The sequence below is a fragment of the Isoptericola sp. NPDC057191 genome (genome assembly GCF_042670225.1).
Taxonomy (GTDB): domain Bacteria; phylum Actinomycetota; class Actinomycetes; order Actinomycetales; family Cellulomonadaceae; genus Isoptericola.
Genome location: NZ_JBHUWC010000290.1, coordinates 1 through 2,824, shown reverse-complemented (window position 1 = coordinate 2,824; position 2,824 = coordinate 1). Strand labels below are relative to the sequence as shown.

3 protein-coding genes are annotated in these 2,824 nt (G+C 75.0%); 1 reads left to right on the top strand and 2 read right to left on the bottom strand.

Going from position 1 to position 2,824, the window contains the following annotated elements; translation table 11 throughout:
* Positions 1-4 precede the first annotated feature (4 nt).
* Positions 5-796 (bottom strand): ABC transporter ATP-binding protein, encoded by a 792-nt coding sequence (locus ACFT55_RS19890; RefSeq protein WP_380245583.1) that lies wholly within the window; start codon positions 794-796, stop codon positions 5-7.
* Positions 797-924: 128 nt separating this feature from the next.
* On the opposite strand from ACFT55_RS19890, the gene ACFT55_RS19885 reads away from it, so the two are divergent.
* The gene (locus ACFT55_RS19885) at positions 925-1,308 is read left to right on the top strand and encodes a YybH family protein (RefSeq protein ID WP_380245582.1); all 384 of its coding nucleotides are present in this window, start codon (positions 925-927) and stop codon (positions 1,306-1,308) included.
* 104 nt (positions 1,309-1,412) lie between these two features.
* Here the strand turns inward: ACFT55_RS19885 and ACFT55_RS19880 are convergent, their stop codons facing one another.
* On the bottom strand, positions 1,413-2,717 hold the full coding sequence (locus tag ACFT55_RS19880; RefSeq protein WP_380245581.1) for an alpha/beta fold hydrolase: 1,305 nt from the start codon (positions 2,715-2,717) through the stop codon (positions 1,413-1,415).
* Positions 2,718-2,824: the final 107 nt, after the last annotated feature.

Genomic DNA, 2,824 nt, shown 5'->3' with positions numbered 1-2,824 from the left:
GGGCTCAGCGGAAGCGCTGCGCCGCCAGCGGTGCGGCCTCCGCGAGGCCGCGCACGGCGGGGTGGGCGTCGTCGTCCGCGCCGGCGGCGAGCACGTCGCTCATCGGGCCGGACGCGACGAACGTGCCGTCCGCGAGCACGTGCACGGTGGGGCAGAGGCGGCCGACCAGCTCCACGTCGTGCGAGACCAGGAGGACCGCGGTGCCCTCGGCGCGGGTCGCCTCGGTGAGACGGCGCACGATCTCGCCGCGCATGGCGGGGTCGACGGCGGTGAGCGGCTCGTCGAGCAGCATCGCGTCCGGCCGGGTCGCGAGCGCCAGCGCCAGCGCGAGGCGCTGCTTCTCGCCGCCCGAGAGGGAGTGGATGGTGCGCCGGGCGAACTGCGGCTCGAGCGCGACGTCGTCGAGCAGCTCGGCCACCGTGCGTCCGCTCGCGCGCCCGGCCTTGCGGGCATCGGTCAGCGCGCCGGAGACGGCGCGGTCCACCGTCCACCGCGGGTCGACGTCGAGCCCGTTCTGCGCCACCGTGCGCACGGCGGCGCGGAACCGCTTCTTGTCCCGACGCCCCAGCTTGGAGACGGTGCGGCCCTGGAAGGTCACGTGACCCTCGCGGATGCGCAGCTGGCCCAGCAGCGCCTGCACCAGGGTCGACTTCCCGGCGCCCGACTCGCCCACCACGCCCACCGGCTCGCTCCCCGGCAGCAGCGCCAGGTCGATGCCCTCCAGGATCGCCGGCCCGCCGTACCCGACCACCAGGCCGGTCGCGCGCAGGATCGGGGTGGGGGAGGTGGTGCTCATGAGGTCGCCTTCTGCTTCACGTGGCGCGCCCGGACGGGCGCTGCCGGTACGTCCGACGAACGAAGGTACCGCGCGGTTCCCGCCCCGTCCGCCCTGCCCGGTGCGCGGACGGCAGGCATACTGCCCAGATGGCGATGGAGCGGGAGGCGGTGGCGCACTGGGTCGCCGCGTACGAGCGGGCCTGGCGCGACGCCGACGCGGACGCCGTCGCGCAGCTCTTCACGCCCGAGGCGCGGTACGCGCGATCGCCCTACGACCCCGAGGTGCTGGTCGGGCACGACGCGATCCGCGAGTTCTGGACCGTCGACGAGGACGCCACCTTCACGATGACGGCCGCGTTGCTCGCCGTCGACGACGACGTCGCCGTCGTCCGGCTCGAGGTGCGGTACACCGCGCCGCGGGAGCAGGAGTACCGCGACCTGTGGGTGCTGCGCTTCGCCCCCGACGGCCGCGTGTCCGACTTCGAGGAGTGGGCGTACTGGCCGGGGCGCACGTGGACCGCGGCCTCCTGAGTCAGGCGGCGTCCTGAGTCAGGCGCCGTTCGTCTCCCAGTAGTCCAGCTCGACCCGCCACGGCGCGGGCAGGGCGGCGGCGAGCGCGTCGTGCCCGGACCGGGTCACGACCGCGCGCCGCCGCGGGCGTCCATGCGGGCCAGGAGCTTGGGGAAGACGTCGCCCAGCCGCAGGCCGTCGTGCTCGAACTCGTTGGTCACCCAGGCGCGGGCGTTGCCGACGTGCGCGGCGGTGTCGAGCGAGAGGCCCGCGTCGACGAACATGTCGTCGTGGTAGACGGCCGCCTCGAGCGGCACCTCGTTGCGGGCGAGGACGTCGAGGTCGTACAGGTCGTCCCAGCCGTCGCGGGCGGCGAGGGCCTCGGCCGCCGGGCGGAACGGGCGCAGCGCGGCGACCTGCTCGAACATCCAGGGGTAGATCATCTCGCCGGTGAACAGCAGCGGGCGGGCGTCCGTGCCGAACGCCGGGTCCTCCTCGCGGACGCGCTGCGCGGCCCAGGCGGTGGCCCCGGTGCCGGACTGCGCGTAGATCGACTCGTGCAGGACGGCGTACATCGGGTTGGTGGCGAAGCCGGTGGCGGCCTCGACCTCGGCCAGGAACGTGTCGGTCAGCTCGTCGGACCCGTCGTCGAACGCCTCGTCGACGATCCAGTGCGCCCGCTCGAAGCCGGGGCCCATGCCGAACGCCATACCGAGCGTCTGGAACCGCTCGACGGTGAGCAGGTCCCCGCCGGGCAGGCGCACGTCGCCTGCGGCGAGCCGGTCGGCGATCCGCGCGACGAGGTCGACGTCGTCGGGGTACCGCTCGCGGTACAGCGCGTTCTTGGCGACGACGCGCGGCTGGGTGCGCCGGTAGACGTCCTCGGCGCTCGCGGTCAGGCCCGCGAGGCCGCCGGTGACGTACGACGCCGCGACACCCTCGGGCGCGCGGGACAGGTAGGTGAGGGTGAGGAACCCGCCGTACGACTGGCCGAGCGTGGACCAGCGCCGCCCGCCGTACACGGTGCGGCGCACGTGCTCGGCGTCGTCGACGATCGCGTCGGCGCGGAAGTGGGAGAGGTGCTCGGCCTGCGCCTCGGCGGAGCCGAGCGCGGTGAGCGCGGCCGCGCGCACCGCCGTCGAGCGGCCGGTGCCGCGCTGGTCCAGCAGCACCACGCGGAACCGCTTGAGCGCGTCGCCCACCCAGCCGTCCGGGCCGGTGGGGCGCGGACCCTTCCCGCCGGGGCCGCCCTGCAGGAACACCAGCAGCGGCAGGTCGTCGCCCCGGCGCGTGGGGTCCACGAGCTCCCGCACGAACAGCGAGATCGTGCGACCGTCGTCGGGCCGCGACCAGTCCAGCGGCACCGTGAGGGTGCGGTCGGTGACGTGGACGCCGGGAATCGTGTACGCGCGGGTGACGGTGCTGCTCACCCCGCCACCCTACGGGCAGGACGGCGCAGAGCGGCGGGGACGAACGTCGTGCGGGCGGTCGTAGGTGTTCCCGAAGTGGAGGGCGCCCTGGCGCCCGTGAACGCGAC